This is a genomic window from Novosphingobium mathurense, assembly GCF_900168325.1.
Taxonomy (GTDB): Bacteria; Pseudomonadota; Alphaproteobacteria; order Sphingomonadales; family Sphingomonadaceae; genus Novosphingobium; species Novosphingobium mathurense.
Window position 1 is genome coordinate 154,358 of sequence record NZ_FVZE01000006.1, and the last position, 26,291, is coordinate 180,648.

Genomic DNA, 26,291 nt, shown 5'->3' on the forward strand with positions numbered 1-26,291 from the left:
GTAACCCACTGCTCGACGCCCATCGCGTCCAGGGTGGACATTCTGCCCAAGTGAACGATCATCCATGACACGCGGCACACAATCGACTAATTACGCCCGCGTGACCGAACCCGCTTTTGTCCCCGATACGCAAAACCGCAGCCTTGTTTCGATGCTGCCGCCGTCCTTTCGCGACTATGCGATGCTGGCGCGTTTCGACCGGCCCATCGGCTGGTGGCTGCTGTTCTGGCCCTGCGCCTGGGGCGTGATGCTGGCGGGCGGCGAAGCGCGCTGGGACCTCGTGCTGTGGATGCTCGTCGGCTCGATCGCGATGCGCGGTGCGGGCTGCGTGTGGAACGATATCGTCGATGCCGATCTGGACCGCAAGGTCGCGCGCACGGCCAGCCGCCCGGTCGCGAGCGGGCGCGTCTCCCGGCAGGCCGCAACGATCTGGCTGTTCACGCTCTGCGCGGTCGGCCTCGTCGTGCTGTTCCAGCTGCGCTGGCAGGCGCAGGTCATGGCCCTGAGCAGCCTGGCCCTCGTCGCTGCCTATCCCTTCATGAAGCGGATCACCTGGTGGCCGCAGGTCTGGCTTGGCCTCGTCTTTACCTGGGGGGCACTGGTCGGCTGGGTCGAGATCCGCAGCGACCACATCGACGTTCTCGTTGCACTGTATGGCGGCTGCATTTTCTGGTGCATCGGCTACGACACGATCTACGCCCTGCAGGACCGCGAAGACGATGCCCTTGTCGGCATCCGCTCTGCTGCCTTGCGCCTGGGGAGCCACGTGCGCGCCGGAGTCGCCGGGTTCTATGCCCTTGCGATCGCCTTCTGGGCGCTGGCCTTCTGGACCCTGCGCGGCGACTGGGTCGCGCTCGTCGCATTGGTCCCGGTGGCGGCGCATCTGGGCTTTCAGGTCGTGACGCTCGATACCGATGACGGTGACAATGCGCTCGCCCGCTTCCGCTCCAACCGCGACGCCGGCATCGTCATGGCGCTGGCCTGCTGGGTGGTGGGCAACGCCGGCGTGATCTAGGACAGGTTGCCGTGTGCAACCTCTACCGGATGACCAAGGGCGTCGACGAAGTCGCCAAGCTCTTCGAAGTCCTGCCCGAACGCGGCGCCAATATCGCCGAGGAGGTCTATCCCGGCTATCCCGGCCTCGTCGTGGCCGAAGGCAAGGCGCAGGCGATGACATGGGGCTTTCCGCTGGTGCTCAAGGGCAGGCAGGGGCAGCCGCTCAAGCCCAAGCCCGTCACCAATGCCCGCGACGACAAGCTGGCCACCGCGTTCTGGCGCGACAGCTTCGAAACGCGCCGTTGCCTTGTTCCCGTCACCGCCTGGGCCGAGGCCGAGGGCAGCAGGGGGCGGATGACGCGCACGTGGTACGGCGTGGAAGGGGAAGAGACTTTCGCCGTCGCCGGGCTCTGGCGACCGACCGCCGAATGGGGGCAGGCCTATACCATGGTGATGGTCGATTCCTGCCCGCAGATGGTCGAAGTGCATGACCGCATGCCGGTTCTCCTTCCCCGCGATGCGTGGGAGCAGTGGGTCACCGGCACACCGGAGGAGGCGCTGCGCCTGTGTCGCACGCCCGACCTTCCCCTGACGGTGGACCGGACGGACGAATTGTGGAGCGGAGGGGGCAAGCCGGCCCGGGGCGGTGGGAATACCACGCCCCGGCTCTTGTGATCAGCGGCTCATTCATAACTCACCAGTTCGAATTCGATGCCGTCCCAGTCGAGGAAGTAGAACCTGCGACCGGGTTCGTAGTCGGCGTGGTTGAAGGGGACGAGACCGGCATCGGCGACGATCTTCTCGGCGGCGTCGAGGTCGTCGACGACGATGCCGACGTGGTTGAGCGGCGCGCCCTTGGCGAAGCGCTCGTGCTCCTTGCGGTCGGTATAGACGGCGATGTAGCCGAACTCCTCGCCGACATGGATCGTCTCGCCGCCGTTGAGGGCCGGACCGCGCCAGCGTTCTTCCCAGCCGAGCAGGTCCTGCAGCAGCCTGGACGAGCGCTCGATGTCGCTCACGGTGATGTTGGCGTGTTCCAGTCTTCCCTTGGGCATGTGCATTTCTCCTTGGTTTCCAGCGATCCGCGCCCGCGGCGAATCACTCGGCTTGCCCAAGGTGCAACCTCAAGTTAACTTGAGGTCAAACGTAAAATGGAGACCTTGCGATGACCGCCAAGGGCGTGACCGACCGCTTCATCTCGATCGGCGATCTCTCGCGCCGCACCGGCGTCGCGGTCTCGGCGATCCGGTTCTACGAAGAGAAGGGGCTGCTCGTCTCGCTGCGCACTTCGGGCAACCAGCGGCGCTTCCTGCGCTCGGACATCCGCCGCGTCAGCTTCATCCTGATCGCGCAGAAGCTGGGTCTGGGCCTGGCCGAGATCGAGCGCGAACTGGCGCAGCTGCCGCAGGGACGCACGCCGACGATCGAGGACTGGGAGCGCATCAGCCTGTCCATGCGCGAGGCGATCGACGCGAAGATCGCGCTGCTCGAACTCACCCGGCGCAAGCTGGACGAATGCATCGGCTGCGGCTGCCTGAGCTTGACGAAATGCCGCCTCTACAATGCTGACGATGCGGCCGGGGCAGAAGGCACCGGACCGCGTTTCGTGCTGAAATAGCTATTCGGCCGCCAGCAGTTCCTCGGCCGCGCCAAGGTCCACGCTGACGAGACGCGAGACGCCCTTTTCGACCATCGTCACGCCGAACAGGCGGTGCATGCGGCTCATCGTCACGGCATTGTGGGTGACGATCAGGTAGCGCGTCTCGGTTTCGCGGGTCATGGCTTCGAGCAGGTCGCAGAAGCGCTCGATATTGGCATCGTCGAGCGGCGCGTCGACCTCGTCCAGCACGCAGATCGGCGCCGGGTTGGTGAGGAACAGCGCAAAGATCAGGGCGACTGCGGTCAGCGCCTGTTCGCCGCCCGAGAGCAGCGTCAGCGACTGCAGGCGCTTGCCCGGCGGCTGGGCGAAGATCTCCAGGCCGGCCTCGAGCGGATCGTCGGAATCGACCAGCGCCAGATGCGCCTGTCCGCCCTGGAAGAGCTGCTGGAAGAGGCGACGGAAATGCGCGTCGACCGCCTCGAAGGCCGCGCGCAGGCGCTCGCGCCCTTCGCGGTTGAGGTTGCCGATCGAACCGCGCAGGCGGTTGACCGCTTCGGCCAGTTCGGCCTTCTCGGTGACGCTGACGCCCAGTTCCTTTTCAGCTTTGGCCAGTTCGTCGGCGGCGACGAGGTTGACCGGGCCGATGCGCTCGCGCTCGGCGACGAGCCTGTCCATCGTCGCGGTTTCCGCCTGTGCGCCGGAGACCTGCGCGGAATCGAAGGCGAAGCGCTCGGGCAGGACGGGGGGCGGGCACTGGAAGCGCTCGCCCGAAAGTCGCGTCATCTCGACCCGGCGTTCGTCCTCGTTCTCGGCCCGGGCGACGGCACCGGCGCGGTTCTCACGCGTGCTGGCGAGCTTTTCCTGCGCATCGGCCAGTTCGGCATCGGCCTTGCGCGCAGCCTCGGTCGCGGCAGCTACGGCCACTTCCGCCTTGCCCAGTTCGTCGGAGAGGCGATTGCGCACGACTTCCCCGGCTTCGATTTCGGCCATGATCGAGGCGGGCTTGGCGGCGAAGATGGCGCGCTCGGCTTCGATCTCCTCGAGCCTGCCGGCCATCTGGGCGAGGCGATTGGTGGCATCGCCGGCGCGGCCCTGCCAGTTGCGGATGTCGCTGCGCTGCGACGCAGTGCGTTCGCGCCCGACCGCCAGCGCCTGATCGTGCGCGGCAAGCGCGGCCGTGGCGGATTGCAGCCCGTTCCTGGCGGTCTCGTTCTTCCTGCGTGCGGCCTCCAGCGCGGCACGGCCGGTTTCGGGGTCGGGCAGCGCCTTGCGCTTGTCTTCGGCAGCGGCAAGGTCCTGCGCGGCGGTCTTGCGCTGTTCGGCCAGTTCGCCGACCTGCATATCGAGTTCGGCGCGGCGGGCCCGTTGGCGTTGGCGCTGGTCTTCGGCCTGATCGGCGGCGCGAAGGGCGCTGCGTTCGGCATCGGTGGCCTGCGCGATGGCGCGTTCGGCGGCGATGACCGCGGCCTGCAGCGCGGAGAGTTCCTGCTGCACCTTTGCCTGACGCGCTTCGGCAACCGCCACGGCCTCTCGCAGCGGCGGCAGCTGGGCGTCGAGTTCGGCGAAGCGGTTCTCGGCTTCGAGCCGGGCAGCTTCGGCGGCCCCTTCGCCGCGTGCGACGAAGCCGTCCCAGCGGCGCAGCACGCCCGAACGCGTGACCAGCCATTCGCCGGCCTTGAGAGCGCGGCCGTCATCCTCGCCCACGACATGGACCAGCGCGAGACGCGCCGTGAGTTCCGGCGGGCACTGGGTGACGTGCGCGGCAAGGCTGTCGACCACGGGGGCGGGCGCCTCGGCGCCGGTCCAGAAGCGACCGTCGGCGCCGTCGACCTTGCCCAGCGGCGCCTTGGCGTCGCGGCCCAGTACGGCGGCCAGCGCGCGTTCGTAGCCCGGGGCGGCGCGAACCGCGTCGATTGCGACGGGCAGGCCATGTGCGGCCTTGGCGCCCTTGGCGCGGGCCTCGCGGTCCCGGACGAGGGCGCCATGTTCGCGCTCGATTCCGGTGAGATCGGCGCGCGTGCCTGCAAGGTCCGAGGCGGCGGCATCGCGCTGGGCCTGCAGCTCTGCCTTGCGGGCCTGCTGCGCTTCAAGTCCTTCGCGCGCTTCGGCAAGGGCCTTTCCCGCAGCTTCGGCTTTCGCGCGCGCAGCGGCGACGACCGCGTCGAGGTCGCCGGCCGCTTCAAGCGCCTCGATCTGCGACTGCAGGCGTTCGGCATCGGAATCGAGGCGGGCAAGCCGGTTCCTTGCCTGCGCCAGTTCGGCTTCGGCGATGCGCCATTCGGCTTCGACGCCAGCCTGTTGGGCGGTCGCCTGCGCCAGTTCGAGTTCGGCGGCGCGGGCAGCGCGTTCGGCGCCTTCCAGGGCATTGGCCAGACGGGGGCGGTGTGCCTCGTCGGCTTCGAGCTGCTTTTCGCTCTCGGCCAGCTCGCGTTCGAGGCGCGAAAGTGCCTGTGCCGCGTCGCGGGTCACGCGGTCGGCATCGCCACGGTCTTCCTCGAGCCGGGTCTTCTGCCGTTCGAGATCGGCCAGACGCTGTTCTGCCGCTTCGAGCTGGCTGGTGAGCGTGGCCATGCGGTGCCCCTGCGCATTGGCATCGTCGCGGCGGTCGGCCAGTTCGTCGCGCGCTTCGATCAGCGCTTCGGCAGCGGCGGCCTGCCCGTCCTGCGCCAGCTTTGCGGCTTGCTGTGCCTCGTTGACGCGGGCCTCGGCGGCCTGGGCTTCCTTGCGCGCGGCCTCGGCGGCCGCGGCGGCATCGCGCCAGCGGGCAAAGACCAGCCGCGCTTCGGCCAACCGGATTTCGTCGGTCAGCGCCTTGTACTTTTCAGCCGCCTTGGCCTGACGGCGCAGTGTGGCGACCTGCTTGTCCAGCCCGGCCATGATGTCTTCGAGGCGGGCGAGGTTGGTTTCGGTCGCACGCAGTTTCTGCTCGGCGTCCTTGCGACGCACGTGGAGCCCGGCGATGCCCGCCGCTTCTTCCAGCATGGCGCGGCGTTCGGTGGGCTTGGCGGCGATGACCGCTGCGATCTTGCCCTGGCTGACCAGCGCGGGCGAATGCGCGCCGGTGGCGGCGTCGGCGAAGATCAGCGCGACGTCCTTGGCACGCACGTCGCGACCGTTGACGCGATAGGCGCTGCCCGCCCCGCGTTCGATCCGGCGCACGACTTCAAGCTCTTCGCGCTTGCCGTCGATGGGGGCGGTCTCCCCGGTCAGGACGACTTCGGCGAAGCTGCGCGGAGGGCGGCTGGAGGTGCCTGCGAAGATCACGTCTTCCATGCCGCCGCCGCGCATCGACTTGGGCGAGCTTTCGCCCATGACCCAGCGGATCGCTTCGAGAAGGTTGGACTTGCCGCAGCCGTTGGGGCCGACGACGCCGGTCAGCCCCGGTTCGATGCGCAGTTCGGAGGGCTCTACGAAGCTCTTGAATCCACTGAGCTTGAGCCGCCTTATGCGCATCGGGTCGCCCTTATCGAAGCCTGAGCCGGCGCATCAGCGCGCGCCGGCCTGCTGCAGCTTGGTCTGCAGTTCGTCCCAGCCCATCGAACCGACCGACGTGCCGTTGAGGATGAACGTCGGGGTGCCCGTGACGTTGAATTCCTTGGTCGCCTTCTCGGTCTGGTCGGCAAGGGCCTTGGCCTTGGCGCTGTCGGCAAGGCAGGCCTTCGCCTGGTCGAGCGCGATCCCGCGCGAGGCGAAGAATTCGGTCATGCCCGATGCCTGCGCGATGGCGGGGATCTGCTGCGGCGGCGACATCGCGCCGATGGCCTTGAGCTGGTCCTCGCCCAGCGCCTGCACGTTCTGGAACATGTTGGGCTGCCAGGCCCAGAACTGTTCGCTGAGCGGGATCACCGCCTCGGTCGCGCCGCAAGTGGCCAGCAGCGAGGCCGGCACGTCATAGGGGTTGAGCATGAAGTAGCGCAGTTCGTAGCTGACGCGGCCGCTGGCGACATAGTCGTCGCGCAGCTTGGCGAAGCTTTCCTTGGCGAACTCGGCGCAGTGCGAGCAGCTCAGCGCGCCGTATTCGACGAGCTTGATCGGTGCATCGGGATTGCCGAGGCGATAGCCGCCTTCGTCGGTCTTCGCGACCATGTCCGACCAGCTCTTGCCGGCAGGAGCGGCGATCGGGGCGATCGGCTCGTTCGAAACCGGTGCGGCCTCGTCCTTCTTTTCGCCGCAGGCGGCAAGGCCAAGGGCGAGCGGTGCGGCGATCAGGCCCAGCGCGACGTTACGGAAGCGAAAACGGGTCATCGAAGCGAATCCTTTGCGAATTGAAAATGGCTAACCCATGGTCCGGACAGATCAAGGGCACGTGGGGTCCGGCAAGGGACATCTCCACAGCTAACCCCCGGATTTCGGCGAAACCGCCGTTTTTGCGGCCTAGATCCGGCCGGCCTGCAGCGCCGCGGCGCGGTCGCTGAGCAGTTTCGAGAGATGCTCCCAGTCATGCACCTGCTGCACTTCGCCGTTGACGACGAAGCTTGGCGTGCCGGTCAGGCCCAGCGATCCGGCGGCCGACTGCTGCGCGCGCAGCTTGTCGAGCATGGCGCTGTCGTTCAGGCAGCGGTCCGCCTGCGCGCGGTCGATGCCCCACTGCTGCATCCTGGCATAGAAGCCCAGGTCCCCGGCGATGGCGCGCATGCGGGCCGGGATTTCTCCCTGTCCCCAGCGCGCCAACTGTTCCGGCGTCATCTTCCGCACCGTGCCGAGCCACTGGTCCTGCGAGGCGAAGAAGGCATTGTGGCGCACCCAGAAGCGCTTCGGATCGCCGCAGGAGGTCAGCATCGCGACGGTCAGGTCGATCGGGTTGCGCACCAGGTTGGTGACGGTGATCTGGATCTGGCCCTTGGGGATCAGAGTCGTGCGCAGGACCGGGTCCGATTCGCGGTGGAACACAGCGCAGTGCGGGCAGGTGTAGCTGACGAACTCGGTCATCTTGATCGGTGCTTCGGGATTGCCCAGCGTATGGCTGCCATTCGCCGTCACGCCCGTCACGCCGTTCCAGTTGCCTTTCGCGGCGGCCTGCGGCCTGGCCTTTGCGGTGGGCGCTGGCTGGGGCGGGCTGGCGGCAAGGCTCAGCGCGGCGCAGGAGGCAAGGGCGATTGTACGGGCAGCGTTGCGGGCAATGGACTTCACGAATGACGGCTTCATCACTTGTCCTTCTGGTCTTCCTTGGCGGCCATGCTCCGCGCCAGCGATTCCAGCACGGCCCGAAGTTCCGGGTCGCCGATGTCGCGCAGCGATTCGCCCAGCTCAATCGGCACCGGCTTGAGCGAAGGCGGAGCAGACCTGCGGTCTGAAGCAGGCGGTGCCTTAACCTCGCCTTGCCGGATCTTGGCTTTTGCCACCGCATTGTAGCCGAAAAAGCGGTTCACCCGGTCGATGATCTCTGGAATGACGTGCTGGATCATCGGTGCATGGGCAGGCATCACGACGAGCTGGAGAATGCCGTCGCTCTTTTCGCCGGGCGGGAAGCGGATCGATTCGGGGGAGCATACGCGGGCGTGACGGGCACCGACGATCTCGGGCCAGCGGGTCACCACGCTCGATTGCACGAAGCCGAAGCGGCGAAACGCGGTACGCCCGACTTCGGGCATCAGGTCCGATATCGCGCGCGCCTGCCCGCCGCGCGGGCGTTCGTAACGCTTGAAGCCGGGCGTGGTCTTGCCCGATTTGCTCGATTGTTTGCCGCGATCCCGTTCCATTACCGGCGCTGCAATGCCATAGCGGGCCCATGGAAGCCAGTTCCGATACGATCTCGCGCAAGCTTCTCAACTGGTATGATGCCCATGCGCGGGACCTGCCGTGGCGTGCGCGCCCGGGTGCGCCGGCTCCCGATCCCTACCGCGTCTGGCTCTCGGAGGTCATGCTGCAGCAGACCACCGTTGCCGCGGTGAAGGACTACTTTGCCGAGTTCACGAGGCGCTGGCCCGATGTGACTGCCCTGGCCGCAGCGCCGGACGAGGAGGTCATGGCCGCCTGGGCGGGCCTTGGCTACTACGCCCGGGCCCGCAACCTCTTGGCCTGCGCGCGCGAGGTTGCGGCGCGCGGCGGACGCTTTCCCGACAGCGAGGACGAACTGCGCGCGCTGCCGGGGCTGGGCGCCTATACCGCCGCCGCGGTTGCCGCCATCGCCTTCGGCCGCCGTGCGGTAGTGGTCGATGCCAACGTCGAGCGCGCCGTCGCCCGGCTCTTCGCGCTCGATACGCCGCTGCCGGGCGGACGCACCGCGATCCGCGAGAAGGCCGATGCGATCACGCCCGATCTGCGCAGCGGGGACTTTGCGCAGGCGATGATGGATCTGGGCGCAACCGTGTGCACCAGCCGCACGCCGCGCTGCCTGCTCTGCCCGCTCTCGGCCGATTGCGAGGGGCGGGCCCTTGGCGAGCCGGAGCGGTTCCCGGTGAAGGCGCCCAAAAAGGCCAAGCCGGCACGCCGCGGCCGGGCCTTCTGGATCGAGCGGGACGATCGCGTCTGGCTGGTACGTCGCCCGGGCAAGGGGATGCTCGGCGGGATGCGGGCGCTGCCCGACGACGGTTGGCATTCGCGCGGCGACGGCAGCGGCGAAGGACCGCTGGACGGTCCGTGGGAAAGCGCAGGCAAGGTCGGCCACGTCTTCACGCACTTCTCGCTAGAGCTGAACCTTGCGGTTTATCTCGGCAATCAATGCGATAGTCTCCCCGCGCAGGAGGGGGAGTGGTGGCCGCTGGACCGGATCGGGGAAGCCGGCCTGCCCACGCTATTCGCCAAGGCGGCGCAGCTCGCGCTCGCCGGGACGGGAGAGACGGCATGATTCGCACGATGGCCCGGCTCGAGGCCGCGATGGACCGGCGCGCGCTGCTGCGCATGGGGGCCTGCGCCGGCCTCGGCGCTGCACTGATGCCGCGCCTTGCGCTCGCCGCTTCCGATCCGGACCTGTTGCCGCAAGTGCGCGCGGTGGTGGAGCGCTGGGTGGGCCCCGGCAAGTTTCCCGGCATGGTCGCCTCGCTCGGCATCCCGGCGCGCGAGCCGCAATTCGTCGCACGCGGATCGGAAGGCTTTGCCGATGGCGACGCGGTAACGGCGGACAGCCTGTTTCGCATCTATTCGATGACCAAGCCGGTCACCGGCATGGCCGCCATGCAGCTTGTCAGCGAAGGCAAGCTCGGCCTCGACCAGCCGCTCTACGAGCTTCTGCCCCGGTACCGGCACATGCAGGTGCAGGACACCTACGACGGACCGATCACCGAACTGCATCCGGCCCGTTCGCCGATCACGATACGGCACCTTCTCACCCATACCTCGGGCATCGGCTACACCATCATCCAGAAAGGTCCGATCAAGGACCTGATGGAGCGCAAGGGCCTTGTCGCGGGACAGATCAGCCGCATGAAGATCCCCGGCGTGTTCGAAGGCGAGCCGGTCCACGGCCTCGATCGCTTTGCCGATCGCCTTGCCGAAGTGCCGCTGGTCGCCGATCCGGGCACGCGCTGGAGCTATTCCATGGGGCTCGACCTGATGGGCCGGGTGATCGAGGTGGCCAGCGGGCGCAGCTTTGCCGATTACCTGCGCGAGACGATCTTCGAACCGGCCGGGATGACGAGCACTTTCTTCCAGGTGCCGCAGTCCGATGCCGGTCGCCTGACCACGAACTACGGGGCGCTCGGCACGCTGCTGGTGCCCATCGATACCGGCGCGGATTCGATCTTCCTCGAAAAGCCGCCGTTCCCGTTCGGCGGCGCCGGGCTGGTCAGTTCTCCGCGCGACTACGACCGCTTCCTGCGCATGCTTGCCCAGTCTGGCATGATCGACGGGCAGCGCGTGCTGGCTGCACAGGCCGTGCATGCCGGGACCGGCGACCTGCTGCCTGCAGGCGTGACGATCCCGGCTGCGTTTGGCGGTGCCGCCGGTTTCGGTGCCGGAGGACGCGTGGGGCGCGGCGGCGAGGCCGGGATCTACGGTTGGTCGGGCGCGGCGGGGACGGTCGGCATGGTCGACACGGTCCATGCCCTGCGCTCGCAGATCTTCGTGCAGTTCATGCCGCCCAACGCGGTGGACCTGCTTCCCGAGTTCCAGGCCGCGCTCAAAGCCGATGTCATGGCCCTGCTGGAGAAACGCTGACGTGATTGCCCCCGACCTGGCCCCGATTGCCTTCTCCGGATCGCACCTCGACCGCGCCGATCACATCCGCAGCGATGCGGCCGCGCTCGATGCGCTGATGAACTGGAAAGCCCGGCTGCTGCGCATGGATGGTCTCGATCCGGTGCTTTCGCCCGAGGGCGCGCTGGAATGGGGCAGTCTTGCCGATGCCGCGCCCGACAGCGAGCTGGTGTTCCTCGGCCTCGACGGCGAGCGGGGCTGCTTTGCCGAAGTGCGTTCTTCCTATCCTGCGGGCAGTCCCCATGCCGGGCCGGCAAGCTGGAATGCGATGGCCGTGCTGGGTGCGGGCGAACTGGCGACTTACGGCGGTGCCCGCTCGTTGATCGGCTGGCATGCGCGCCACCGCTTCTGCGCCGTATGCGGGCAGCCCACGCGGCTTGCCAAGGGCGGCTGGCAGCGCTCCTGCACTTCGGAAACCTGCAGTGCCGAGCATTTCCCGCGCGTCGATCCGGTGACGATCATGCTGGTCGAGCACGAGGGCAAGGTGCTGCTGGGCCGTCAGCCGCGGTTTCCCGAGCGGCGCTATTCGACGCTGGCCGGTTTCGTCGAGCCGGGCGAGACGATCGAGGAGGCGGTCGCCCGAGAAGTGCTGGAGGAAGCCGGGATCAGGGTTCGCGACGTGACCTACATCGCCAGCCAGCCCTGGCCATTCCCGTCCTCGTTGATGATCGGCTGCCACGCCTATGCGGAGACGACCGAGATCACCATCGACGAGACCGAACTGGACGATGCCCGCTGGTTCAGCCGCGAGGATGTGGTCGAAGCCCTCGAGGCGATCGGCCGCGGCGAACTGGGCCGGGCCTTCGGTGCGCCGCCGAAGACGGCGATCGCCCATGTCCTCATGCGCTGGTGGATCGACCGCGGCTGACGCACCGTTCAGGGCGAGGGGAGGAGGAAGCCGACCCTCACACGCGCGGGCGCGAAAGTCGGATTCCTGCGAGGATTACTTGGTCTTGACGGCAACCAGCAGCGGCTGGCCGTCGTTGCGGCGGGCGAGGGCGACGGTGCGCTGCTCGGCCGCAGATGCCTGAGCGCTCGTGCGGCAGCGGGTCATGTCGCTGACTTCGTCGAGGCGGCGGACATCGGCCTTGCCGCAGACCTTGCGAACGGCCCGCTCAAGGCGCTGGTCGAGCGTGTCGAGACCGGCCTGGCTCGAAAGGTTGAGGTCGTCGTAGGCAACCGGAACGGTGCGCGCGCCGTCGGTTGCGGCGTTGGCGGACACGGCAACGGTGAGGGCCGCAACGGCGGCAAGCGAAGCGAAGGTTTTCATGTCGAATCTCCGGGCGCCGAAGCGCTGTCTAAAAAGGGCATGATGCGACCCGGATTTCTTCGATTATGCTTGCCGTCTTTGTATTTTTATCCGGCAAGACTGACGCCGGTTTCGCCGAGGCGAGTAAACCGGTTGTAAGGCTGATTTTACTCTTTCCCCCAAACGTGACTTGACGCGCCACTATTCTGCGGGCGTTCTTTTGTCTACTCTTTGTTGATTTTTTATTACGCTTTTTTGTGAAAAGGCGAAATATGCAGTTGGGAACGTCATTGTGAACGTTCTTCTCTTGCAGCCGATGCGGGGCGTTGGGGGGACGCAGGACTTCAGCCGATGGTCCGCCCCGAAAGGAAGGCGTCTCCGGACGGTTTCCCGGATGCCGGTTCAGGTGCCGATATCAGACTGCGTTTTCAGACGAGGCCGAGTTTCGCCAGCTCGCGCGCCAGCTTGGGCGGCATGACGTCGCCCGAACTTTCACCGTCACCCAGGTCGCGCGGGGCGTCTTCGTCCTTGAGATAACGCCAGCCCTGGTGCGCGCGCTTGGGCTTGGTGACGACCGGGATCAGCTTGGGGGCAAGGCGAATCCACCAGCGGCCGTCTTCGCGCTGTTCGAAGCCGAGGATCGGGGAGCGGCCGATCAGCGCGTGCTCGTAGATCCAGTAGAGCGATCCGCCGACCATCTCCTCGTGCCGCTTGGGCAGGTAGCGCGTCGTCAGGCGCGCCTCGCCGATGTCCGCATGGCTTTCCAGCCAGGCGCGCAGGTCCGCCGGGCTCTCGGCGGAATAGGCGATCTTGGTCATGTGCAGCGGCATGGGGACGAAGATAGGTATTCGTGCCGGGTCAGGCGAGTCCGGTCAGCACGGCAAGACCGAGGAACGAGAAGAATCCCATGGTGTCGGTGGCCGTCGTGACGAAAACCGCGGACGAAACGGCCGGGTCGATCCGGAAACGGTCGAGCGTGACCGGCACGAGGATGCCCGCAAGACCGGCGACGAGGTTGTTGATCACCATGGCCGCTCCGATGACGGCGCCCAGCAGCGGGTTGGAGAACAACAGCGTGGTCCCCCCTCCGATCAGCATGCCGAGCGCGGCACCATTGGTCATGGCGATGCGCAGTTCGCGCAGGATCATGCGCACGGTGTTGGAATCGGTCAGCTGGTTGGTGGCGATGGCGCGCACCACAACCGCCAGCGTCTGCGTCCCGGCATTGCCGCCCATGCCCGAGACGATCGGCATGAGCACCGCAAGCAGCGCGAAACGGGTGATCGCGCCCTGGAACAGCCCGACCACGGACGATGCAAGGATCGCGGTGGCGAGGTTGACGCACAGCCAGGTCAGGCGCGCACGCACGGTGATCAGGATCGGCTCGTTGATGTCGCCGTCGCCTGCACCGGACAGGCGCAGGATGTCCTCGCTGGCCTCTTCCTGGATAATGTGGACGATATCGTCGACGGTGATCTGGCCGATCAGGCGACCGGCGGAATCGGTCACCGCGGCGGAGATCAGCGCGTATTTCTGGAAGCGCAGCGCCACTTCTTCCTGGTCCATGTCGACCGGGATCAGCGTCTGGTCGCGCGACATGACGTCGTAGAGCGGAATGTTGCGCGGGCAGCGCAGGATCCACGAAAGCGCGCAGGTGCCCACCGGCCGGTGCATCGCGTCGACGATGAAGACTTCCCAGAACTCGGTCGGCAGTTCGCGGTGTTCGCGCAGGAAGTCGATGAGGTCGCCCACCGTCATCGTCTCGGGCACCGCGACGAACTCGCGGCTCATCAGACGGCCGGCGGATTCCTCGGGGTAGGAAAGCGCGGCCTCGATTGCGGCGCGGTCTTCGGGATCGAGTTCGGCAAGGACCGCCTGCTGGTCCTCGCGGTCGAGGTCCTCGATCATCGCGACAGCGTCGTCGGTGTCGAGCTGCTCGGCGATCTCGGCGACGACGTCGGCGGGTAGCGCCTCGATCAGGAGCTCGCGGACCCAGTCGTTGAGTTCGGCGATGACCTCCACGCCCATGAGGTCGCGAATCGAGCGGGCGAGCAGGAGGCGTTCATTCTCGTCGACCAGCTCGAAAAGGTCGGCGATGTCGGCCGGGTGAAGCGGCTCGACCAGCTCGTAGACGCGGTCGGAGTCCTCTTCGTCGAGCGCATCCATGACGTTGCGCACGAATTCGGGCTTAAGGCGGTTTTCCTCGTCGAGGCTCTCGCTCTCGGGCGCAGGCGATTCCGCGTCCGCCTCCGCAGCGACGGCGCCGTCTTGCTTCAGTTCGTCGTCGAGGTCCGCGCCGCTCATAAGCGCCGGTCTAAGCGTCAATTTCGCAATTGCAACAGGCGAAGGGAGGGGGCGGCGGATAGCTGTGCGGATACTTGTTCCGCAGCCGCGTGCGTGACATTGGCGAGACGCAGCCTATATCGGGCCGGAGCCCGGATCCGCATCGACGCGGACAACAGGAGATTACAGATGGCCGACGAATACCTGACGCTCACTCTCGACACCGGCAGCGGCGGTGGCGACGTCAAGATCAAGCTTCGTCCCGACCTGGCCCCCGGCCACGTCGAGCGCATCAAGGAGCTGACCGGCGAGGGCTTCTACGACGGCGTGAAGTTCCACCGCGTGATTCCCGGCTTCATGGCGCAGGGCGGCTGCCCGCAGGGAACCGGCATGGGCGGTTCGGACAAGCCGGACCTGCAGGCCGAATTCAACGCCGAGCCGCACGTGCGCGGCGTCTGCTCGATGGCCCGCACCAGCTACCCGCACTCGGCCAACAGCCAGTTCTTCATCTGCTTCGACGACGCCACGTTCCTCGACAAGCAGTACACCGTCTGGGGTCAGGTGGTCGAAGGCATGGAACACGTAGACGCGCTGCCCAAGGGCGAGCCGCCGCGTGAGCCGGGCAAGATCGTCAAGGCGACGATCTCGGAAGGCTGAGCCTTACCGGTTCGAATGCAAGAAGGGGCGCCCCTGCAGGGGCGCCCCTTTTTCGTTGGCTCGGTGACCGGATCGACCTTCGACTTTCGTCTCGATCCACGGTCCCGGGGCAAAGGGGGGGAAAGCTGCCCGCCGATTACAGCCCCGCTTGCAGCAGCCACTCGTGGAAGATGCGGACGGGGCGGGTTTCCAGCGCCTTGGGGCGGCAGACGAACCAGTAGCGGAAGGGGCTCTCGACATCGATGTCGAACAGGCGGGCGAGGCGATTGTCGTGCGACCGGCGGAAGTGGTCGTCGTGCATGATCGCGATGCCCAGCCCCTGTGCCGCTGCTTCGAGCACGAGCTGGCCGGAGTCGAACCGGTCGATCGATGCCGGTTCGAGCTGCGGCATGCCGATCGCCGTTTTCCAGGCATCGAAGCTGTCGAACAGGTCGTTGTGGATCAGGATGGTCTGCCTGGAGAGCTTTTCTGCATCGGGAACCGAGCCGATCTCCTCGGCCAGTTCCTTCGACACGATGCCGTAAACCTTGTTGTGGTCGAGCTGGATCCGGTAAAAGTTGGAATCGGGCTCCTTGGCCAGGATGATCGCCGCGTCGAGGGTGTCGCCGACGCGATCCTCGAGGTGGGCACCGGTGTCGATGTCGATGTGCAGGCGCGGGTGCAGCTTGCGCAGTTCGGGCAGGCGCGGGAACAGGCGCTGGCCGCCGAACAGGGTCGGCACGCCAAGATGCAGGCGCAGGACCTGGCCGCGGTCGATCTGCGATTCGACGGCTTCGGCCAGTTCTTCCAGTTTCGGGCCGACGACGTTGTAGAAGGCCTGGCCTTCGTCGGTCAGCTTCATCGCCTGGTGCTGGCGGGTGAACAGGCGCTTGCCTGTGAAATCCTCCAGCGCGGCGACGCGGCGGGAGAGGGCGGAAGGCGAGAGGGCAAGTTCACTGGCCGCCGCCTTGGCCGAACCAAGGCGGACGACGCGCACGAAGGCTTCAAGTGCGCGCAGAGGGGGGAGGCGGCGTACGGGCAATGTTTCGTCTTTTCATCCGGTCACGGGTCAACTGCTGGGCAGTTGACGGCATCATTCTGGTTCGCTCTCGAGCTCCTCTACCGGAGGATGCAACCGCAATCGCGTGACGTGTCGCTCATTTCCTTCGGTTACCTCGATTCGCCAGCCGCTGTCGTGTTCCAGGATCGCTCCGACCTGTGGAACCTGCTCAGCCAGTACGAAGGCGAGGCCGCCCAATGTATCTACTGCTTCTTCAACTTCGGCAAGTCGCGGATCGATTCGTTCCGCAACTTCATCGAGTTCCACGCGTGCGTCGGCTTCCCACATGCCGTCTTCTAACGGCAGGAGAAGTTCTTCGGGCGCATCGTCGTGTTCGTCTTCGATATTGCCGACGATTTCCTCGACGAGGTCCTCGATGGTGATGATGCCGTCGGTCCCGGAATATTCGTCGATCACGACCGCCAGGTGGGTGCGGCGCGCGCGCATGTCGGCCAGCACATCCAGCGCCCCGCGCGCCTGGGGCACGTAAAGCGGCTGGCGCATCAGGCTGGTCCAGTCGGTCGGAGCCGGCAGTCCGCGCGCAAGGATCGGGAAGATATCCTTGATGTGGATCATCCCGCGGATCTCGTCGAGCGATTCTCCGTAGACCGGCATGCGGCTGTGCCCGTGCTCCGCAAAGGCCTCGACCACTTCTTCCCAGCTTGCCGAGGCGGGGATGGCGATGATGTCGCCGCGCGGCACGGCTACGTCGTCGGCGTCATGCTCGCTGAAATGCAGGAGGTTGCGCAGCATCTGCCGCTCGAGCTGCGACAGGTCGCCATTGGTCTGCGCCCCGTCATCGGCGTCGCCCTCGTGCTCGTTGATGACGTCCTCGATCTGCGCCCTGAGCGACTGATCTGCGTCCGCGTGGAAAAGTCTCCGAAAGACACGCCAAAGCGTGCCGCTACTGTCCGGATCTCCCGAGCCGGGCTCGGTGTGGCGGCCATTGTCGGCCATCGTGACTGGTTACCCCTTCAAACCTGATTCAGTCGTCATATGGGTCGGCGATCCCCAATTGGGCAAGTGCTTTCGTCTCCAGCGCTTCCATTGCCTCGGCGTCGGCATCGGAAATCTCGTGGTCGTGGCCCGCCAGATGGAGCAGCCCGTGGACGACGAGGTGGGTCGCATGATCCGCGACGGAAACCCCCTTTTCCGCGGCTTCACGGGCGCATGTCTCAAAGGCGAGGGCGATGTCGCCGAGCATTTCGGGCGGTCCCTCGGCCGTCAGATCGAGAACCTGATCGCGTTCAAGCATCGGAAAGGAAAGGACATTGGTCGGCTTGTCCTTTTCGCGCCATTCGCGGTTCAGGACGTGGACTTCGGCATCGGAGGTGAACAGGATGCTCGTTATCAGGCGCGGATTCGCCAGCTCGGGCGCCACCGTGCCCAGGGCCGCGCAGGCGCGGTCGGTCAGCTCCGCCCAGTCGGTGCTTTCCGGCCAGGGCTCTTCGATATCGATTTCGAGATTCATCGGTGCCGTCTCTAGCGGTTTGCAGTGGGACAAGGAAGCGCGATCCCCGCCATCGCGGGGATGACGGGGCGACTTGGAACGAGGAGGGATGGACCGGATCGCGGGAATTCACGACCCCACCGTTCAGCCGTTACCCCCGCGAAGGCGGGGGTCCCGCTGCTGGGGAAACACAGGCAGGCCGAGCCTCACTTTTTCTCGTCGTACTGCGACAGGGGGCCCTCATAAGCCTCGACGATCCGCCCGACGATCGGGTGGCGCACGACATCGGCGGCGGTGAAGCGGGTGACGTTGATGCCGTCGATCCCCTCGAGCTTCTGGACCGCGTCGGCGAGGCCGCTCATGCGTTCGCCGCCGGGGATGTCGATCTGCCGGGGGTCGCCGCAGACGACCATGCGGCTGTTCTGGCCGAAGCGGGTGAGGAACATCTTCATCTGCTCGCGCGTGGTGTTCTGCGCTTCGTCGAGGATGACGAAGGCGTCGGCCAGCGTGCGGCCGCGCATGAAGGCGATCGGCGCGATCTCGATCTCTCCCGAGGCGAGGCGTCGTTCCACCTGTTCGGGCGGCATGCAGTCGTAAAGCGCATCGTACAGGGGGCGCAGGTAGGGGTCGACCTTGTCCTTCATGTCGCCGGGCAGGAAGCCCAGCTTCTCACCGGCTTCGACTGCCGGGCGCGAGAGGATCAGGCGTTGCACCGAACCGGTCATGAGCTGGCTGACCGCCTGTGCCACGGCGAGGTAGGTCTTGCCGGTGCCGGCCGGGCCGAGCGCGAAAATGACGTCCGAACGGGCCAGCGCACGCATGTAGTCGATCTGCGTCGCGGAGCGCGGCACGATCGTTTTCCTGCGGGTGCGGATCATGATCGGCGGCGCGCCCTGGTCGCCGGAGATGATCCCTTCGAGCGTGGGTTCGGCCGACATTGTGATCAACGATTCCACTGCGCCTGCATCGAGATCCTGTCCTTGTTCGAGGCGGTGGTACATGCCGGTGAGGGTTTCGCGGGCCCTGGCCACGGCATCTTCCGGACCTTCGATCTGGATGCGGTTGCCGCGCGCCGCGATGTAGACGCCGAGCCGGTTCTCGACCTGTACGAGATTGGCGTCGAACTGGCCGAACAGGGCGCCTAGCAGCGTGGGTTCGTCGAATTGTATTTCGACACGGGCCCGGCGGTGGGTTTCGGGCCTGAACTGCGCCGGGTCATCGGCACGGGCTGCTTTGCGGGCCATGCGCTCCTTTCGGGCAAAACGTGTGCTGTTCTGCAAGCGAAGATGGTCCCGCTCCGGGCAGCTTGCAAGCTTTGGTGCGCACCGGCGCATTCGATTCCTGGTGGATAACCCGCAAACCTCCCCGGATCCTGCGGGACGGGGCCGCCGCAAGCCGGAACGAGGCATGGCGCATTGCCCGCGCGCGGGCCGAAGGCTATCCCTTCGCCATGACCCGCCAGCATCATATCCTCCCGCTCGCCCTCCCGTTCGCTCTCGTGGCCGTCCCGGCCCTTCTGCTCGCCTCGTGCAAGAGCGAGGAACCTGCCCCCGAAGCAAGCGCAAGCGCGACCGGCAAGTCCACCGAGGCCGTGGTGACGCCGGTTACCGTCGAAAGCTGGCTGGACGAAAGCCTCTCGAAGGACCTGGGCGGCAAGACCGATTCCCTGCAGTACGCCCGCGCCGAGGCCGATCTCGACGGCGACGGCGTCAACGAAGTGCTTGCCTACGTCGGCGGCCCGATGATGTGCGGGACGGGCGGCTGCAATCTCGTCGTGCTCAAGCGCGATGGAGAAGGCTACAGGCAGGTCGGAGACCTCTCGGTGGTCCAGCTTCCGGTAGGCGTGCTGTCCAGCAAGACGAACGGCTGGAAGGATCTCGCCGTCTCGGTTTCGGGCGGCGGCAGGCCGGGCGGCATCATGCGCGTCCCCTTCGATGGCAAGGCCTATGCCCGCAACCCGACGGTCAGCCCGGCGGAGCCGGTCGATTCGATCGGCAAGGAACTGATTGCGGACAAGCCGCTCAAACCGCTCAAGCCCGGCGCGTAAGCACCGCACGTACGTTCTCAGGCGGGACGTTCGAGCCAGCGGCGCATCGCCTGCGTCACGGCGGTGGGCTGTTCCATGGCGGACAGGTGGCCGCTGTCGGCGATCCGCTCCAGCACTGCGCCGGGGATGGCGGTGGCCATTTCCTCCGACAGCGCAGGCGGCGTGAGCGCGTCCTGCTCGCCGACGAGCACCAGTGTCGGGACCTTGATCCCGGGCAGGTCGTCGCGCGAATCGGCGCGCGTGATGATCGCGTTCTGCTGGCGCGCGTAGACTTCGAAGCCGGTCCGCAGCGCCATGGCGACGACCCGTTCGCGCAAGTCGGCAGGGGCCTCTGGACGCACGAGCCGCGTCAGCCCCTCGCGCGCAACGGCTTCGTAGCCGCGCTGCTCGGCTGCCGCGATGGTGCCCCGGCGCATGGCCGAGGTATGGCGGTTATCGGCGCGGGCATTGGTGTCCAGCAGGGCAAGGCGGGTGACGCGGCCGGGGGCCTGCCGCCAGATCTCCAGCGCGACGTAGCCGCCCATCGACAGGCCGGCGACGGCAAAGCGCTCCGGCGCGCTCGCCAGGATGCGGCTGGCCATGACTGCGATCGAATCGTCGCGCAGGGTGTCGCCGATGGTGAACGCGGCAAGGTCCCACAAGCCGGATACCTGTGCTTCCCACAAGGCGGCGTCGCAGGCGAGGCCGGGGATCAGGACAAGCGGCTGGCGGCCCTCCGCGCCTTCGCTCACGCCGCGGCGACCATCCGGACGACAGCGCCAAGGCTGTTCGGCCCGGCGCTGGTGATCTCGACCTCGACCAGGTCGCCCACTTGCGCATCGGCCTCGAAGTGGACCGACTGCAGCCAGGGCGACTTGCCCAGCCACTGGCCCGGAAGCTTGCCCTTGCGCTCGACCAGCACGGTGCAGGTCTTGCCGACGGTCGCGGTGTTGAAGGCGTACTGGTCGCGGTTGAGCGCGGCCTGCAGGCGCTGCAGGCGCTCGTCCATCACCGCCAGCGGGACCTGTTCGTCCATCGTCGCCGCGGGCGTGCCCGGGCGCGGCGAGTACTTGAAGCTGAAGCACTGGGCATAGCCGACCGCGTCGACCAGCTTGAGGGTGTCCTCGAACTCGGCATCGGTCTCGCCCGGGAAGCCGACGATGAAGTCGCCCGAAAGTGCGATGTCGGGCCGTGCCGCGCGCACCTGTTCGAGGATCTTCAGGTAGCTTTCCGCCGAGTGGCTGCGGTTCATCGCCTTGAGCACGCGGTCGTTGCCCGCCTGCACCGGCAGGTGGAGGAAGGGCATCAGCTTGTCGATCTCGCCATGCGCCGCGATCAGGCCGGGCGTCATGTCGTTGGGATGGCTGGTGGTATAGCGGATGCGGGCAAGGTCCGCGATCTGCGCCAGTTCCCGGATCAGGCCGTCGAGGCCGATCGTCTGCCCCCTGGCGTTCTCGCCGGTCCAGGCATTGACGTTCTGGCCGAGCAGCGTGATCTCGCGCGCGCCGGCCTCGACGAGGCGCTTGGCCTCCTCGATCAGGTCGGCATGCGGTCGCGACACTTCCGCGCCGCGGGTATAGGGCACGACGCAATAGGTGCAGAACTTGTCGCAGCCTTCCTGCACGGTAAGGAAGGCGGTCGGCCCGGAGCGGCGACGGCGCGGCAGCGCGTCGAACTTCGTCTCGGCGGGCATGTCGGTATCGGTGACGCGGCGGCCTTCGCTGGCTTCGCGGATCATGTCCGGCAGGCGATGGTAGGCCTGCGGGCCCACGACCATCTTCACGCTGGGCGCGCGCGCCATGATCTCTTCGCCCTCGGCCTGCGCGACGCAGCCAGCCACCGCGATCAGCGGCGAAGAGCCATCCTCGCGCTTCAGGCGGCCGATGTCGGAATAGACCTTCTCCGCCGCCTTTTCGCGGATGTGGCAGGTGTTGAGCACGACGAGGTCGGCATCCTCGCCCTCGGGCGCAGGCGCGATGCCCTGTTCGGCCAGCAGTTCGGCCATGCGGTCGCCGTCATAGACGTTCATCTGGCAGCCGAAGCTCTTGACCCGGTAGGTCTTGGGAGTCTGGGTAGGATGCATGGCGGCCCGATACACGCGTTTGCGCGGCTTTTGAAGGGGCGCCGAGCCGGACTACCCGCATGTCTCGTCGCAGGAGGCGTCACCGGAGCAAGCGCCGCGCGCCCGATCGGGTCCGATTCATGGGTAAGTCGTGGCCCGGCAACGGCGCAACGGGCTTGCATGGTGCCTTCGCCGGCGCCAATCAGCGCCCATGCGCATTGCTCTTTTCGAACCCGAGATCGCCGGAAACGTCGGCGCCGTCCTGCGGCTGGGCGCCTGCATGGGTGCTGCCGTGGACCTGATCGAACCGATGGGATTCGCGTGGGACGACCGCCGCGTCCGCCGCACCGCGATGGATTATATCGACCACGTCAGCATCACCCGGCACCCAGGCTTCGATGCCTTCAGGGCCACGATCGGTTCGGGCAGGCTGGTGCTGTTCACCACGAAGACCACGCAATCGGCCTATGACTTCACCTATCGCGCCGATGACATCCTGCTGTTCGGCAAGGAAAGCGCAGGCGTCCCGCCGTGCGTGGTGGAAGCCTGCGACGCGCGCGTGCGCATTCCCCTGCGCCCGGAAGTCCGCTCCCTGAACCTCGCCACCGCGGCCGCGCTGGCCCTTGGCGAAGCCCTGCGCCAGACCGCGACATTGCCCGGCTGAGAAGCTGCGCCACGTTCGGCCCGGGCGGGGAGGCGGGCGCATTGAGGCGCTGGCCTGACACGGCAGGTGATAGCGACTTCGAACGTACTTCGCTTTCGGCGAGTAGCGACTAAGAGGTCCGATCCCCGTCTTCGCGGAGATCGGCGGAGCAGAAGCCGTCAAGGTCCACTGCATTGCAGCCTTCGGAATAGCCGCGTGGGATTGTCGCCATTCGGGCACAGACGACGCACAATCCGTTTTCCTACAGGCGTGCGCCTGCGGTACTTTCGCAGCCATGACCCGGCCGCATCGATCCTGTCTTGCGAACGCCCCTGATTGCGCTGCGGCGATTTTCGCTCGGCGCAAGGCGCGCCGTTTCCATCCTGGACAGTGTAAACCGTGTAAACCTGCATCGCGGCCAATGCGCGCGCCAGCCTGTTCCCCTTTTCGTGCACATCGGCTATCCGCGCGCCCATGAACACTGCAACTCGTGAGAACCAGACCCTGTATGCCGCCTTTGCGGGCCACCTCAACGCTGCGCTCGATGCGCTGGAAGCGGCGGGGACGCTGCCGGGCGGGCTCAAGCGAGGTGCGATCACGGTCGAGCCGCCGCGCGATCCCTCGCATGGCGATCTTGCGACCAATGCGGCGATGGTGCTGGCCAAGCCCGCAGGGCTGAAGCCGCGCGACCTTGCCGAGGCGCTGGTTGCCGAACTGGCGAAGCTGGACGAAGTGACTTCGGCCGAGATTGCCGGGCCGGGCTTCATCAACCTGCGCCTCGCGCCTGCGACCTGGATCGCGGAACTGCGCGCGATTGCCGAACTGGGTGCCGATTACGGCCGTTCGGCCATGGGGGGCGGCTCGACCGTCAATGTCGAGTACGTTTCGGCCAACCCCACCGGGCCGATGCACATGGGCCACTGCCGCGGCGCGGTCGTCGGCGATGCGCTGGCGACCCTGCTCGAGTTCGCCGGGCACAAGGTGGTCAGGGAATACTACGTCAACGACGCCGGCGCGCAGGTGCAGGTGCTCGCCCGTTCGGTGCACATCCGCTACCGCGAAGCGCTGGGCGAGGACGTGGGCGAGATCCCCGAGGGCCTCTACCCGGGCGACTATCTCGTCCCGGTCGGCAAGGTGCTCGCCGAGGAATTCGGCGACAGGTACGCCAAGGCGCCCGAATCGGAATGGCTCACGCTGTTCCGCGAAAAGGCGGTCGCCGCGATGCTGGTGATGATCAAGGACGACCTCGCGCTGCTCGGCATCGAGCACGAGGTGTTCTCGTCCGAAGCCGAGCTGCAGGCATCGGGCAAGCCGGACGAGGCGGAGGCATGGCTGCGGTCCAAGGGGCTCGTCTATGACGGCGTGCTCGAAGCGCCCAAGGGCAAGACGCCCGAGGACTGGGAACCGGTCGAGCTGCCGCTGTTCAAGTCGACCCAGTTCGGCGACGACCAGGATCGACCGATCAAGAAGTCGGACGGCACCTGGACCTATTTCGGTGCCGACCTCGCCTATCACTACCAGAAGGCGCAGGAAGCCGACGCGCTCGTCGACATCTGGGGCGCGGACCATGCCGGTACGGTCAAGCGGATCAAGGCCGCGGTCGCGGCGATGACCGGTGCGGACGGGGAGCCGACCCCGTTCGAGATCAAGCTGGTGCAGATGGTCCAGCTGCTGCGCGACGGCGAGCCGGTGAAGATGTCCAAGCGCGCAGGTACCTTCGTGACGCTGGCCGACGTGGTGCGCGAAGTGGGCAAGGACGTGGTGCGTTTCACCATGCTGACCCGCAAGCCCGAGGCGCAGATGGACTTCGACTTCGCCAAGGTCGTCGAAGCCTCGAAGGATAACCCGGTGTTCTACGTGCAGTACGCCCATGCCCGCGTCCACTCGACGCTGCGCAAGGCCGCTGCCGAAGGGCTGGCGCCTGCGGGCGATCACCTCGAGCTGCTGGGCGATGAGGAACTGGAACTGGTCAAGCTGGCCGCGCAGTTCCCGCGCATCGTCGAGGCCGCAGCGGCTGCGCGCGAACCGCACCGCATTGCCTTCTTCCTCGGCGACCTTGCCGCTGCGTTCCACGGATACTGGAATCTCGGCAACGATCGCGTCGAGAAGCGGTTTATTAACTTACTCGATGTTAACCTTACTGCAGCGAGGCTTTTCCTGGCTGTGCAGATCGGGCAACTTGTCCGGAACGGCCTGGCATTGCTCGGCGTTGAGGCTGTAGAGGAAATGTAAGGATGGCATTCTCGGACACGGGTCAGGGGGACCGGAGCGGAGATCCGCAGGGTCCGAAGGTCGACGGCACCGAAGGCGAATTCGAAAGCACCGGTTTCGCGGGCGTCGTGCCGGAAGGCCAGCCTTCGTTCGAGGAACCGCCGCAGCTCGAGCTTGGCGACGAGGACGTGCGCCTGCCCTGGCTCGAGGGCGATGACGACGAATTCGAGGACGAGCGCGGTTCGGGCATGAGCCAGGGCCTGCTGCTGGGCGTCTTCGGCCTGCTTGCGATCGCGGTGATCGTCGGGATCGTGTTCTGGGCGATGAACGGATCGTCCGACAAGCCGCTCGTGGCCGATGGCGGGGTGATCGCCGCGCCGAAGGAACCCTACAAGACCAAGCCCGAAAACCCGGGTGGCGAAGTCGTGGCCGGTACCGGCGACACCAGTTTCGCCGTTGCCGAGGGCCAGTCCCGCCAGCCGCAGATCGGCGAGCAGGAGGAAGTGCCCGGTCCCGGTTTCGAATCGGTCGACAAGCCTGCCGAAAAACCGGCCGAGAAAGCTTCGGCTCCGGCCAAGGCGCCTGCACCGGTTTCCGGCATCGGCGTGCAAGTGGGAGCCTACACCTCGAAGCAGGCTGCCGAAACCGGCTGGAACACGCTGAAGACCCAGTATCCCGACCTTTCGGGCATGAATCACCGCGTGCTGGAAGGGCAGGCGGACATCGGTACGGTCTATCGCCTGCAGGCGGTGCCGGGCGATCTCGCTGCGGCCAAGGCGCTGTGCAGCGGCATGAAGAACGCCGGGTTGAGCTGCCAGGTCAAGAACTGAACAGGGCGGGCGGGCTCGGCCCGCCTTGGCGCATTTCCACACCTGAAGGACGCCGCTTCCTTGCGAAGAGCGCGGGTTTCTGCGACGAATCCGCCATGGTTCCTGCAATTTTCGGCCTTTCCGGACTCTCTCTCGGGCAGGACGAGCGCGCGTTCTTCAAGGACGCCGATCCCGCCGGTTACATCCTGTTCGGCCGCAACGTCGAAAGTCGTGAACAGATGCGCGCGCTCACCGACGAGCTTCGCGCGATCCACGGCCGCGACAACCTGTTCATCTGCATCGACCAGGAAGGCGGCCGCGTCGCCCGGATGAAGCCGCCGGTCTGGCAGGCCTATCCGCCCGGCGAAGCCTTCGACCGGCTCTACGACATTGCCCCGGCCACCGCGATCGAAGCGGCGCGGGCCAATGCCGAGGCGCTGGGGCTGGACCTTGCCGAAGTCGGTATCTCGGTGGATTGCCATCCCTCGCTCGACGTGCGCCAGACCGGTGCGCACGACGTGATCGGCGACCGCGCGCTCGGCACCGACCCGATGCGCGTTGCGGCGCTGGGGCGGGCGATCCTTGCCGGATTGGCGCGGGCCGGTGTCGCCGGGTGCATCAAGCATATTCCCGGTCACGGCCGGGCGATGGCCGACAGCCACAAGGAACTTCCCCGGGTCGAGGCGAGCGCCGAAGAACTCGAAGTGGACCTGCAACCCTTCCGGGCGCTGTCCGATTCGCCGATCGGGATGACCGCGCATGTCCTCTACACCGCGTGGGATAAGGAAAACCCGGGTACGCTTTCGCCCGTCGTGGTGCGCGAGGTGATCCGCAAGCGCGTCGGCTTTGCCGGGCTGTTGCTGACCGATGACCTCGACATGCAGGCGCTTTCGGGCACGGTTCCGGAACGCGCCGAGCGCGCGATCGGCGCGGGCTGCGACATCGCCCTGAACTGCTGGGCGAAGATGGGCGACATGATCGGCATTGCCCAGCGGCTGCCGACGATGAGCGAGGAAACCGCGCTCCGCCTGCAGCGGGCGCTGACCGCGGTCGGTGACAGCGGGACTGCGGGCGACCATGCGGAACTGATCGCTCGGCGCGACGCGCTCTTGGCGCAGGCGGCGGCCTGAACC

General features: G+C 66.8%; 26 protein-coding genes. 12 read left to right on the forward strand and 14 right to left on the reverse strand.

The genetic code is table 11. From position 1 onward, the window contains the following. The first annotated feature begins 64 nt into the window (after positions 1-64). Positions 65-1,015, forward strand: coding sequence for a 4-hydroxybenzoate octaprenyltransferase (gene ubiA, locus B5483_RS17195; RefSeq protein WP_079731274.1), 951 nt, complete (start codon positions 65-67; stop codon positions 1,013-1,015). Between the two features lie 11 nt (positions 1,016-1,026). Next, on the forward strand, positions 1,027-1,671 hold the full coding sequence (locus B5483_RS17200; protein WP_079731275.1) for an SOS response-associated peptidase: 645 nt from the start codon (positions 1,027-1,029) through the stop codon (positions 1,669-1,671). Positions 1,672-1,679: 8 nt separating this feature from the next. Here the strand turns inward: B5483_RS17200 and B5483_RS17205 are convergent, their stop codons facing one another. Next, entirely contained in the window at positions 1,680-2,051 is a 372-nt protein-coding gene (locus tag B5483_RS17205; protein ID WP_054947058.1) for a VOC family protein, read from the reverse strand. Positions 2,052-2,161: 110 nt separating this feature from the next. Between B5483_RS17205 and soxR the strand changes: the two genes are divergently transcribed. Further along, on the forward strand, positions 2,162-2,614 hold the full coding sequence (gene soxR / locus B5483_RS17210) for a redox-sensitive transcriptional activator SoxR (RefSeq protein ID WP_054947057.1): 453 nt from the start codon (positions 2,162-2,164) through the stop codon (positions 2,612-2,614). On the opposite strand, the gene B5483_RS17215 is transcribed toward soxR, so the two are convergent. From B5483_RS17215 to B5483_RS17230, 4 genes are all read right to left on the reverse strand, one after another. Further along, positions 2,615-6,049 (reverse strand): AAA family ATPase, encoded by a 3,435-nt coding sequence (locus B5483_RS17215; protein WP_079731276.1) that lies wholly within the window; start codon positions 6,047-6,049, stop codon positions 2,615-2,617. A gap of 33 nt (positions 6,050-6,082) precedes the next feature. Then, complete coding sequence (locus B5483_RS17220) at positions 6,083-6,841, reverse strand: DsbA family protein (RefSeq protein WP_054947055.1); 759 nt, start codon at positions 6,839-6,841, stop codon at positions 6,083-6,085. Positions 6,842-6,970: 129 nt separating this feature from the next. Then, complete coding sequence (locus tag B5483_RS17225; RefSeq protein ID WP_079731277.1) at positions 6,971-7,741, reverse strand: DsbA family protein; 771 nt, start codon at positions 7,739-7,741, stop codon at positions 6,971-6,973. Then, positions 7,741-8,295 (reverse strand): DUF721 domain-containing protein, encoded by a 555-nt coding sequence (locus B5483_RS17230; protein WP_054947053.1) that lies wholly within the window; start codon positions 8,293-8,295, stop codon positions 7,741-7,743. The genes B5483_RS17225 and B5483_RS17230 overlap by 1 nt, the downstream gene beginning before the upstream one ends. Positions 8,296-8,324: 29 nt before the next feature. On the opposite strand from B5483_RS17230, the gene B5483_RS17235 reads away from it, so the two are divergent. Genes B5483_RS17235 through nudC form a run of 3 tightly spaced genes read left to right on the forward strand, consistent with a single transcriptional unit; the run spans position 8,325 to position 11,597 of the window. Continuing rightward, on the forward strand, positions 8,325-9,383 hold the full coding sequence (locus tag B5483_RS17235) for an A/G-specific adenine glycosylase (protein WP_079731278.1): 1,059 nt from the start codon (positions 8,325-8,327) through the stop codon (positions 9,381-9,383). Further along, complete coding sequence (locus B5483_RS17240) at positions 9,380-10,690, forward strand: serine hydrolase domain-containing protein (RefSeq protein ID WP_079731279.1); 1,311 nt, start codon at positions 9,380-9,382, stop codon at positions 10,688-10,690. The genes B5483_RS17235 and B5483_RS17240 overlap by 4 nt, the downstream gene beginning before the upstream one ends. After that, on the forward strand, positions 10,662-11,597 hold the full coding sequence (gene nudC, locus B5483_RS17245; protein ID WP_079731280.1) for an NAD(+) diphosphatase: 936 nt from the start codon (positions 10,662-10,664) through the stop codon (positions 11,595-11,597). The genes B5483_RS17240 and nudC overlap by 29 nt, the downstream gene beginning before the upstream one ends. Positions 11,598-11,672: 75 nt before the next feature. Here the strand turns inward: nudC and B5483_RS17250 are convergent, their stop codons facing one another. The 3 genes from B5483_RS17250 to mgtE form a co-directional block, all read right to left on the reverse strand. Further along, on the reverse strand, positions 11,673-11,999 hold the full coding sequence (locus tag B5483_RS17250) for a UrcA family protein (RefSeq protein WP_079731281.1): 327 nt from the start codon (positions 11,997-11,999) through the stop codon (positions 11,673-11,675). 407 nt (positions 12,000-12,406) lie between these two features. Continuing rightward, the gene (locus B5483_RS17255) at positions 12,407-12,808 is read right to left on the reverse strand and encodes a DUF1489 family protein (protein WP_054947048.1); all 402 of its coding nucleotides are present in this window, start codon (positions 12,806-12,808) and stop codon (positions 12,407-12,409) included. A gap of 28 nt (positions 12,809-12,836) precedes the next feature. Then, positions 12,837-14,282 (reverse strand): magnesium transporter, encoded by a 1,446-nt coding sequence (mgtE, locus tag B5483_RS17260; protein ID WP_079731282.1) that lies wholly within the window; start codon positions 14,280-14,282, stop codon positions 12,837-12,839. Positions 14,283-14,450: 168 nt separating this feature from the next. On the opposite strand from mgtE, the gene B5483_RS17265 reads away from it, so the two are divergent. Beyond that, the gene (locus B5483_RS17265; protein ID WP_054947046.1) at positions 14,451-14,918 is read left to right on the forward strand and encodes a peptidylprolyl isomerase; all 468 of its coding nucleotides are present in this window, start codon (positions 14,451-14,453) and stop codon (positions 14,916-14,918) included. Between the two features lie 136 nt (positions 14,919-15,054). Here the strand turns inward: B5483_RS17265 and B5483_RS17270 are convergent, their stop codons facing one another. The 4 genes from B5483_RS17270 to B5483_RS17285 form a co-directional block, all read right to left on the reverse strand. Continuing rightward, positions 15,055-15,939, reverse strand: a complete 885-nt coding sequence (locus B5483_RS17270) for a LysR substrate-binding domain-containing protein (protein WP_176168091.1) — start codon at positions 15,937-15,939, stop codon at positions 15,055-15,057. Positions 15,940-15,990: 51 nt separating this feature from the next. Beyond that, positions 15,991-16,914, reverse strand: a complete 924-nt coding sequence (locus B5483_RS17275) for a hemolysin family protein (RefSeq protein ID WP_079731283.1) — start codon at positions 16,912-16,914, stop codon at positions 15,991-15,993. 28 nt (positions 16,915-16,942) lie between these two features. Then, positions 16,943-17,428 carry an rRNA maturation RNase YbeY gene (ybeY, locus tag B5483_RS17280; RefSeq protein ID WP_079731284.1) on the reverse strand — a complete coding sequence of 162 codons (486 nt, stop codon included), beginning with the start codon at positions 17,426-17,428 and terminating at the stop codon, positions 16,943-16,945. 185 nt (positions 17,429-17,613) lie between these two features. Then, on the reverse strand, positions 17,614-18,651 hold the full coding sequence (locus B5483_RS17285; protein WP_054947042.1) for a PhoH family protein: 1,038 nt from the start codon (positions 18,649-18,651) through the stop codon (positions 17,614-17,616). Between the two features lie 74 nt (positions 18,652-18,725). On the opposite strand from B5483_RS17285, the gene B5483_RS17290 reads away from it, so the two are divergent. Beyond that, complete coding sequence (locus tag B5483_RS17290; protein WP_245829336.1) at positions 18,726-19,454, forward strand: hypothetical protein; 729 nt, start codon at positions 18,726-18,728, stop codon at positions 19,452-19,454. Positions 19,455-19,471: 17 nt separating this feature from the next. Here B5483_RS17290 and B5483_RS17295 read toward each other — a convergent pair whose 3' ends face one another. After that, positions 19,472-20,185 (reverse strand): alpha/beta fold hydrolase, encoded by a 714-nt coding sequence (locus B5483_RS17295; RefSeq protein WP_079731286.1) that lies wholly within the window; start codon positions 20,183-20,185, stop codon positions 19,472-19,474. Continuing rightward, on the reverse strand, positions 20,182-21,516 hold the full coding sequence (miaB, locus tag B5483_RS17300; protein WP_079731287.1) for a tRNA (N6-isopentenyl adenosine(37)-C2)-methylthiotransferase MiaB: 1,335 nt from the start codon (positions 21,514-21,516) through the stop codon (positions 20,182-20,184). Before miaB ends, B5483_RS17295 begins: the two co-directional genes overlap by 4 nt. Before the next feature lie 190 nt (positions 21,517-21,706). On the opposite strand from miaB, the gene B5483_RS17305 reads away from it, so the two are divergent. The 4 genes from B5483_RS17305 to nagZ all read left to right on the forward strand — a co-directional run bounded on the left by B5483_RS17305 (position 21,707) and on the right by nagZ (position 26,288). Further along, complete coding sequence (locus B5483_RS17305; protein WP_054947039.1) at positions 21,707-22,159, forward strand: tRNA (cytidine(34)-2'-O)-methyltransferase; 453 nt, start codon at positions 21,707-21,709, stop codon at positions 22,157-22,159. A gap of 453 nt (positions 22,160-22,612) precedes the next feature. Then, the gene (gene argS / locus B5483_RS17310) at positions 22,613-24,370 is read left to right on the forward strand and encodes an arginine--tRNA ligase (protein ID WP_054947038.1); all 1,758 of its coding nucleotides are present in this window, start codon (positions 22,613-22,615) and stop codon (positions 24,368-24,370) included. 2 nt (positions 24,371-24,372) lie between these two features. Continuing rightward, entirely contained in the window at positions 24,373-25,179 is an 807-nt protein-coding gene (locus B5483_RS17315) for an SPOR domain-containing protein (protein WP_079731288.1), read from the forward strand. 95 nt (positions 25,180-25,274) lie between these two features. Then, entirely contained in the window at positions 25,275-26,288 is a 1,014-nt protein-coding gene (nagZ, locus tag B5483_RS17320; protein ID WP_054947036.1) for a beta-N-acetylhexosaminidase, read from the forward strand. Positions 26,289-26,291 lie beyond the last annotated feature (3 nt).

What these genes read in the sequence shown, in the direction of transcription:
- ubiA (WP_079731274.1), top strand. Translation starts at nt 65, where the DNA reads ATGACACGCGGCACACAATCGACTAATTACGCCCGCGTGACCGAACCC.
- B5483_RS17205 (WP_054947058.1), bottom strand. Translation starts at nt 2,051, where the DNA reads ATGCCCAAGGGAAGACTGGAACACGCCAACATCACCGTGAGCGACATC.
- soxR (WP_054947057.1), top strand. Translation starts at nt 2,162, where the DNA reads ATGACCGCCAAGGGCGTGACCGACCGCTTCATCTCGATCGGCGATCTC.
- B5483_RS17215 (WP_079731276.1), bottom strand. Translation starts at nt 6,049, where the DNA reads ATGCGCATAAGGCGGCTCAAGCTCAGTGGATTCAAGAGCTTCGTAGAG.
- B5483_RS17220 (WP_054947055.1), bottom strand. Translation starts at nt 6,841, where the DNA reads ATGACCCGTTTTCGCTTCCGTAACGTCGCGCTGGGCCTGATCGCCGCA.
- B5483_RS17225 (WP_079731277.1), bottom strand. Translation starts at nt 7,741, where the DNA reads ATGAAGCCGTCATTCGTGAAGTCCATTGCCCGCAACGCTGCCCGTACA.
- B5483_RS17230 (WP_054947053.1), bottom strand. Translation starts at nt 8,295, where the DNA reads ATGGAACGGGATCGCGGCAAACAATCGAGCAAATCGGGCAAGACCACG.
- B5483_RS17235 (WP_079731278.1), top strand. Translation starts at nt 8,325, where the DNA reads ATGGAAGCCAGTTCCGATACGATCTCGCGCAAGCTTCTCAACTGGTAT.
- B5483_RS17240 (WP_079731279.1), top strand. Translation starts at nt 9,380, where the DNA reads ATGATTCGCACGATGGCCCGGCTCGAGGCCGCGATGGACCGGCGCGCG.
- nudC (WP_079731280.1), top strand. Translation starts at nt 10,662, where the DNA reads ATGTCATGGCCCTGCTGGAGAAACGCTGACGTGATTGCCCCCGACCTG.
- B5483_RS17250 (WP_079731281.1), bottom strand. Translation starts at nt 11,999, where the DNA reads ATGAAAACCTTCGCTTCGCTTGCCGCCGTTGCGGCCCTCACCGTTGCC.
- B5483_RS17255 (WP_054947048.1), bottom strand. Translation starts at nt 12,808, where the DNA reads ATGCCGCTGCACATGACCAAGATCGCCTATTCCGCCGAGAGCCCGGCG.
- mgtE (WP_079731282.1), bottom strand. Translation starts at nt 14,282, where the DNA reads ATGAGCGGCGCGGACCTCGACGACGAACTGAAGCAAGACGGCGCCGTC.
- B5483_RS17265 (WP_054947046.1), top strand. Translation starts at nt 14,451, where the DNA reads ATGGCCGACGAATACCTGACGCTCACTCTCGACACCGGCAGCGGCGGT.
- B5483_RS17275 (WP_079731283.1), bottom strand. Translation starts at nt 16,914, where the DNA reads ATGGCCGACAATGGCCGCCACACCGAGCCCGGCTCGGGAGATCCGGAC.
- ybeY (WP_079731284.1), bottom strand. Translation starts at nt 17,428, where the DNA reads ATGAATCTCGAAATCGATATCGAAGAGCCCTGGCCGGAAAGCACCGAC.
- B5483_RS17285 (WP_054947042.1), bottom strand. Translation starts at nt 18,651, where the DNA reads ATGGCCCGCAAAGCAGCCCGTGCCGATGACCCGGCGCAGTTCAGGCCC.
- miaB (WP_079731287.1), bottom strand. Translation starts at nt 21,516, where the DNA reads ATGCATCCTACCCAGACTCCCAAGACCTACCGGGTCAAGAGCTTCGGC.
- B5483_RS17305 (WP_054947039.1), top strand. Translation starts at nt 21,707, where the DNA reads ATGCGCATTGCTCTTTTCGAACCCGAGATCGCCGGAAACGTCGGCGCC.
- argS (WP_054947038.1), top strand. Translation starts at nt 22,613, where the DNA reads ATGAACACTGCAACTCGTGAGAACCAGACCCTGTATGCCGCCTTTGCG.
- B5483_RS17315 (WP_079731288.1), top strand. Translation starts at nt 24,373, where the DNA reads ATGGCATTCTCGGACACGGGTCAGGGGGACCGGAGCGGAGATCCGCAG.
- nagZ (WP_054947036.1), top strand. Translation starts at nt 25,275, where the DNA reads ATGGTTCCTGCAATTTTCGGCCTTTCCGGACTCTCTCTCGGGCAGGAC.